Source organism: Nocardia sp. NPDC055321, from assembly GCF_053645575.1.
Genome location: NZ_JBSHMS010000001.1, coordinates 21078 through 27894, shown reverse-complemented (window position 1 = coordinate 27894; position 6817 = coordinate 21078). Strand labels below are relative to the sequence as shown.

The following is a 6817-nucleotide window of genomic DNA, read 5'->3' as shown; positions in this document are numbered from 1 at the left end:
TGGGGGGCCCCCCCCCAACCTCCTCGGTAACCCGGCCCGGCGTATGAAACCCCCCATCCCGCCAATGGCGGTCTCTGGGCGGGGGGGGCCCGGGGGGCCCCCCGCGCGCCCCACCCACATCGACGGTTCGGGTGCGGATCAGTCCCGGCCGCGGCGGCGGTACAGGACCCCGGCGGCGACGTAGCCCACCAGCGCGATCCCCGCGCACCAGGCCAGGGCGATGGCGGCGCTGTCACCTATCGGCGTGCCCATGAGCAGGCCCCGGGTGGTTTCGGTGATCGAGGTGACGGGCTGGTGCTCGGCGAAACCGCGCAGCCAGCTCGGCAGGGTGTGCACCGGGACGAACGCGCTGCTGATGTAGGGCAGGAACATGAAACTGAAGGTGAAACCGTTGGCCGCCTCCGGATTAGGGGCCAGCAGGCCCAGCGCCGCCGCCAGCCAGGACAGCGCCAGGATGTAGAACGCGAGCAACCCGGCCACCGCGAGCCAGCGCAGCGGATCACCCGTCGGCCGGAAACCCAGCGCCACCGCCACCAGAATGACCAGGCCGGTGGTGAGGAGATTGCGGATGACGCTCTCCACCACATGGCCCGAGAGCACCGACGAGCGGGAGATGGCCATCGCGCGGAAGCGATCGACGATGCCGTTGTGCATATCGGTCGCCACCCGGGGCGCGGTCAGCGCGGCGCCGAAACCCGCGCACAGCAGAATGATCCCGGGCACCACGTAATCGATGTATTCGCCGGTGCCGACGCTCATCGCGCCGCCGAATACGTAGACGAACATGAGCAGAATGACGACCGGAATGGCGACGGTCATCAACAGCGTGTCCGGACTACGCAGGGTGTGGCGCGCACTCCGGCCGAGCATGGTGGTCGAATCCTGCGCCGCGCGAACGAGAGTGGTCACGACTGAGAGCCTTTCCGGTCGGTTCCGGTCAGCGCGAAGAAGACATCGTCGAGATCCGGGGTGTGAATGGCGAGACGGTCGATGGTGAGATCGTGATCGTCGAAACGGTCGAGCAGGCCGCGGATATCGCCGACCGAGCCGTCCGAGGGCACGTCCAGAGCCAGTTGCTCGGCGTCGACCTCGCCGGCCGGCACCACCCGCGCCGCCGCGGCGAGGCCGTCGGCGTCGGCGAAGGTCAGGCGCAGATGTCCGCCCGGCACCAGCTGTTTCAGCTCGGCGGCGGTGCCCTCGGCGACGATGCGGCCGCCGTCGAGCACGGCGATCCGGTCGGCGAGCTGATCGGCCTCCTCGAGGTACTGCGTGGTGAGGAAGATGGTGACGCCCTGGCCGACCAGGCCGCGAATGACGTCCCAGAGTTCGCGGCGGCTGCGCGGATCCAGGCCCGTGGTCGGCTCGTCGAGGAAGACGATGCGCGGGTCGCCCATCAGGCTCATGGCCAGGTCGAGTCGGCGCACCATACCGCCCGAATAGGTGCCGACGCGTTTCGACGCTGCCTCGACCAGGTCGAACTGCTTCAGCAGAGTCGTTGTGCGCCTTGCTGTTTCCGCCGCACCCAGATGCAGGAGCCGCCCGGCCAGGCGGAGGTTCTCCGCGCCGGTGAGCACCTCGTCCACCGAGGAGTTCTGCCCCGTGACGCCGATGGCCGCGCGCACCTTGTCGCCCTCGCGGGCCGGATCGTGGCCGCCGACCAGCACCTCTCCCCCGTCGCGCGTGCCGAGCGTGGTGAGGATGCGGAGCATGGTGGACTTGCCCGCACCGTTCGGGCCGAGTAGCGAGAAGACCGTTCCCGCAGGGACATTCACGTCGATGCCGCGCAGAACGTGGTGGTGGCCGAACGATTTGACGAGCCCGGAGACTTCGATGGCGGGCCGTCGGCTGACTGCTGTCATGGGGTCCTCTGAATCCGAATGCGATCCGAAACTGTGTATGTCATACACTGTGTTTATAGCGTACACAGTTCTTGGCATGGCGCAAGATGGTGACGCAGGATGTGCGCGGCGGATACGAACAGGAGGCCCGGTGGCGAACGAGGAGCAGGTCCTACCCCCGGCGATGAAGCTCATGTGGGACACGGACGGCGCGGGCACCCGCGGGCCCAAACGCGGGCTCAGCCTGGACCAGATCCTCGACGCCGCCATCAGGATCGCGGATGCCGACGGCTACGCCGGACTCTCCATGGGCAAGCTCGCCAAGGAGCTCGGATTCACCACCATGTCGCTCTACCGCTACGTGGACAGCAAGGAAACCCTGGTCGAGCTGCTCTCGGACCGGGCCATCGGCGATCCGCCGGTGATCCCGCCGGGCGCGGACTGGCGCGCCGGCCTCGAAGCCTGGGCCTGGGGCGAGTTCCACGCCATACGGCGGCACGACTGGTGGCTCGACATCCCGCTCACCACTCCCCCCGTGGGCCCGAACAACATGGGCTGGCTCGAGGCGGGCATGACGGCGCTGTCCGGCATCGCCGCCCCCGAGCCGGTGCGCCTGCAACTGGTGGTGAACCTGTCGCTGTACGTCATCGGCCGCACCCGGTTCCTGCGCGACACCGTCAAGAGCGTCGAGAACGAACTCGACTACTCCGCCGCCCTGAGCCTGGTCCTGGACCCCGCCCGCTTCCCCGCCGTCGCCAGCGCGATCGCCCACCGCGCGTTCGACGACGAGGAAATCAATTGGGAGGAAGCGGATTTCACGTTCGCCCTGGATCGGCTACTGGACGGGTACGCCCAGTTCATCGCGACCTTCGAGGAGCCGGAGGACTGACCGTCGCCCGAGCGCGATCACATCGGATCGGGCGGGGCCGTACCGCCGTGGGACCTGGAAACCTCGCGGGGGTCGGTGGTACGGAAGGCCTCGAGCAGGGCGTGGGCCTGGGCCTCGGGATCGGCGGGGTCGGCTCGGACGCTGAAGCCGAATTGGTTCGATCGCGGTTCGGTTGTCGAGAACAGGTAGACACGCGCGTGGTCCAGGTCCTGCACCCACGCCGAGATCCAGCTGATGGAGCAGTTCCAGCGGTCCAGGATGCCCGGATCGGCACGGAGGCCGCGCAGCAGCGCGCGACTCAGGGTGCGGGCGGGCCACTCCCAGTCGGTGTTCCGCTCGGCAGAATCGAGTTCACGGTCGTATTCGGATGCGGGAAAACGCATCTCGGGTGGCGGGTCACCCTCACCCGTGTTGACCCAGTCGCACCAGACGACCTCGTCGCCCTCTCGAACGACGGTGACATACAGTGCGCCGCCGGACGCTTCGGTGCTGTACGCGACCGCGAGGCGCACCCTGCGCCGCTCCACGGTGGCCCGCAACTGACCTTCGAGCAGGTTCTCCGGCGGTTCGGAGTGGCCGTGGGGGAAGGCGGTGGCGATGACGGGGTGGCCATCAATCAGAACTCTGACCTCGGCGTTTCCGCAGACGTCCCGACCGGGTTGCGCCGGGCTGACGATGCGGATCTCGAAGCGGCTCTGCCCTTCTCGAAGGTCCGCCTGAAGGGGCGGGACGGGCGGCGCGGCGAGCTGATCGCGAATCCAGCGCGCACGCCAGAGCGTGTGCTCGTCGTTCCGCTCCTGGGCCAATTCGAGGGCGACCCGCAGATACGACTCCCACGGCTCCGAACTCAGTCCGGCCCGAATACGCTCCAGCAGCGACTCCCGCTCCCCCGCCGGCCATTCCATGCCCGCCGCGGCGCCGGTGCGCAGGTCCTGGACGAGCGCCGCGAAAGCGCCCATGCGCGTCAGCGAGGGTTCCATGGCGGGCAGCTCGTCCGCCAGCAGCGCGAGCACCCGGCGGGCGTCGGGGTAGTTCTCGATCTCGGTGCGGTAGTCCCGATGGGAGATCAACTGCACCATGATCGCCAGCGCCTGATCGCGCAGCCGATCGTCGCGACCGTCCTCGGCCAGGGCGTCGGGCAGCCGGGTCACCCGGGCGATCTCGCGGGCCTGAACGCTGCCGCCGGGCCCCTCGGCGATGAAAGCGTTGCGCAGCAGCCATTGCCGCGCGGCGGGATCCGCCTGTTTCACCAGGGCGTTCATGACATAGATGCGCTCGCGGCGACGGGTGCGCTCACTCAGCCACACGAGATCGAAGGCCGCGCCGGGCACGGTGCCCAGTATCGATATGGCGCGTTCGGCGCACCACGGCAGCAGGGCCATCGTGCGCAGCAGGGGAATATCGGCCGGGGCGGCGCAGGATTCGAGCAGGCGCAGGCCGACCAGGACGGGGCGAGGATCACTGCCGTGGCGCACCAGCCAGGCGCCCACCTCGCGGGCCCGGGCCGGAGCCGGTGCGCCGACGGCGGTCAGGGGAATCAATTGACGGGTGTAGCGCAGCGCGGAAATTCCGATGGCGGGATCCACGAGAGCGTCGTGCAGGCGGGCGTGGGATCCGTCGTGCTCGGTGAAAAACGAGGTCAGGATCTCGGATACATCGGCGCGGCTCTGCGGTCCGCTCCGTGAACCACGTTCGCGCACAGCGTGTTCGAGCGCGTCCATGAGCGGGTCGCCGCTGCCGGGCAACGGAGTGTCCGGGCTGCGCAGATGCAGCGCGGTGATCTGGTCGAACAGGGAATCCGGGTGCTCGAGCGCACTGCGCTCGCCGTGTGCACTCACCGGGAAAGGGTGGTCTCGATTCTCTCGATCATGCGGTCAACCATAGCCGGGCGCGATCGGACAGCCAAGCGAGAATACGAAAGGCCCTCGAAGGCAAGTGGATTCACTCACGATCGAGGGCCTGTCGAGGTGCCGCTACTTCTTGCTCCGGTCGCGCTTCTCGCGCACGCGCACGTTCACGCGCACCGGGGAGCCGTCGAAGTTGAACTCCTCGCGCAGCTTTCGCTCGATGAAGCGGCGGTAGCCCGCCTCGAGGAAGCCGGTGGTGAAGAGCACGAACGTCGGCGGGCGGGTCGAGGCCTGGGTCGCGAACAGCACGCGGGGCAGGCGGCCGCCGCGCATCGGCGGCGGGGTCGCGGCCACGACCTCCTTGAGCCAATTGTTCAGGCGGCCCGTGGAAATGCGCTTGTCCCACGACTCCAGCGCGGTTTCCATGGCGGGAACCAGCTTCTGCACGGCACGGCCGGTGTGCGCGGAGATGTTGACCCGCTGCGCCCAGCGGACCTGCACCATCTCGCGGTCGATCTCCCGCTCGAGCTGCTCGCGGCGGTCCTCGTCGACCAGATCCCACTTGTTGTAGGCGATCACCAGCGCGCGGCCGGTCTCGGCCACCATGGAGATCACGCGCAGATCCTGTTCGGTCACCGGCTGCGAGGCGTCGATCAGCATGACCACGACCTCGGCGGCCTCCATGGCCGACTTGGTGCGCAGCGAGGCGTAGAACTCCGTGCCGCTGGCGTTGGCCACCTTGCGGCGCAGACCGGCGGTGTCGACGAAATTCCAGGTCTTGCCGCCCAATTGGACCAGCGAGTCGACCGGGTCGACCGTGGTGCCCGCGACATCGTGCACCACCGAACGCTCGGCACCCGACAGCTTGTTCAGCAGACTGGACTTGCCGACGTTCGGCTTGCCGACCAGCGTCACGCGGCGCGGGCCGCCGATCTGCCCGGTGCCCTCGCGCGGGGTCTCGGGCAGCACCGACAGGATGTCGTCGAGCAGATCACCGGTGCCGCGACCGTGCGCGGCGGAGATCATCTTCGGCTCGCCCAGACCCAGCGACCACAGCTCGGCCGCGTCGGATTCGATCTTCTGGTTGTCGACCTTGTTGGCCACCAGGATGACCGGGGTCTTGGAGCGGCGCAGCACCTTGGCCACCGCTTCGTCGGTGGAGGTCGCGCCGACCGTGGCGTCCACGACCACCAGGATCGCGTCCGCGGTGTTCATGGCGACCTCGGCCTGGCGGGCCACCGACTGCTGCAGTCCCTTGGCGTCGGGCTCCCAGCCGCCGGTGTCCTGCACCAGGAATCGCCGCCCGGCCCAGTTGGCCTCGTACGAGATGCGGTCGCGGGTGACGCCCGGAACGTCCTCGACCACCGCTTCGCGACGGCCCAGAATACGGTTCACCAGAGTCGATTTGCCGACGTTCGGCCGGCCGACAATGGCCAGGGTGGGCATGGCGAGGTACTCGCCACTCTCCTCGCCTTCGAGTTCGGCGATCTCCCAGTCGGATTCGTCCGACCAGATGCCGTCACCGGCGAAGGTGTCCTGCGTCACTGCGCGCCTCCTGCCGAAATCTGCTGCCGCACAACGCGATACAGCTCGTCGATAACCTCGTCCTTGTTCAGGTCGCTGGTGTCCACCAGGATCGCGTCCGCGGCCGGACGCAGCGGGGACACCTTGCGGGTGGAATCGAGGTTGTCGCGGCGCTGGACATCGGCCAGCACCGCCTCGTAATCGTCGCCCCGGCCCTCGGCGATGTTCTGCGCGTTGCGGCGCTGCGCGCGGGCCTGCGCGGACGCGGTCAGATAGATCTTCACGTCGGCGCCGGTCAGCACCACCGTGCCGATGTCGCGGCCCTCCACCACGATTCGGCCCGCGGCCGCGGCGATATCGCGCTGCATGGCGACCAGCAGCTCACGCACCTCGGGCACGGCCGACACCGCGGACACGGCCTTGGTCACCGCGTCGCCGCGGATCTCCGAGGACACGTCCTCACCGTCGAGCAGAATCACCTCGCGGCTGGGATCGTTGCCGATCGTCAGCGGCAACTCCTTGACCGCCACCGCGATCGCGGCGGCATCGTCCAGATCGACGCCGCCGCGCAGCACGCGCAGCGTCGCGACCCGGTACATGGCGCCGGTATCGAGATAGCTCGCGCCCAGCCGCGTGGCGAGCAGACGCGAAACACTGGACTTGCCGGTGCCGGACGGTCCGTCCATGGCAACGACGAGCGACGACGTACCCGTCACCTC

At 68.7% G+C, this 6817-nt stretch carries 6 protein-coding genes; 1 reads left to right on the top strand and 5 read right to left on the bottom strand.

Annotation, left to right across the window (positions count from 1 at the left end; genetic code table 11):
• Positions 1-138 precede the first annotated feature (138 nt).
• The gene (locus ACWIGI_RS00125; protein ID WP_454200578.1) at positions 139-870 is read right to left on the bottom strand and encodes an ABC transporter permease; all 732 of its coding nucleotides are present in this window, start codon (positions 868-870) and stop codon (positions 139-141) included.
• A gap of 35 nt (positions 871-905) precedes the next feature.
• On the bottom strand, positions 906-1859 hold the full coding sequence (locus ACWIGI_RS00120) for an ABC transporter ATP-binding protein (RefSeq protein ID WP_454200107.1): 954 nt from the start codon (positions 1857-1859) through the stop codon (positions 906-908).
• A 130-nt stretch (positions 1860-1989) separates the two neighbouring features.
• Between ACWIGI_RS00120 and ACWIGI_RS00115 the strand changes: the two genes are divergently transcribed.
• Entirely contained in the window at positions 1990-2727 is a 738-nt protein-coding gene (locus ACWIGI_RS00115) for a TetR/AcrR family transcriptional regulator (protein ID WP_454200106.1), read from the top strand.
• A 17-nt stretch (positions 2728-2744) separates the two neighbouring features.
• Here ACWIGI_RS00115 and ACWIGI_RS00110 read toward each other — a convergent pair whose 3' ends face one another.
• The 3 genes from ACWIGI_RS00110 to cmk form a co-directional block, all read right to left on the bottom strand.
• Positions 2745-4565, bottom strand: coding sequence for a hypothetical protein (locus tag ACWIGI_RS00110; RefSeq protein ID WP_454200105.1), 1821 nt, complete (start codon positions 4563-4565; stop codon positions 2745-2747).
• Between the two features lie 135 nt (positions 4566-4700).
• A complete protein-coding gene (der, locus tag ACWIGI_RS00105) occupies positions 4701-6119 on the bottom strand; it encodes a ribosome biogenesis GTPase Der (protein WP_454200104.1) in 1419 nt (472 codons plus the stop codon).
• Positions 6116-6784: a (d)CMP kinase gene (gene cmk, locus ACWIGI_RS00100; protein ID WP_454200577.1), complete on the bottom strand. Its 669-nt coding sequence runs from the start codon at positions 6782-6784 to the stop codon at positions 6116-6118. The genes der and cmk overlap by 4 nt, the downstream gene beginning before the upstream one ends.
• Positions 6785-6817: the final 33 nt, after the last annotated feature.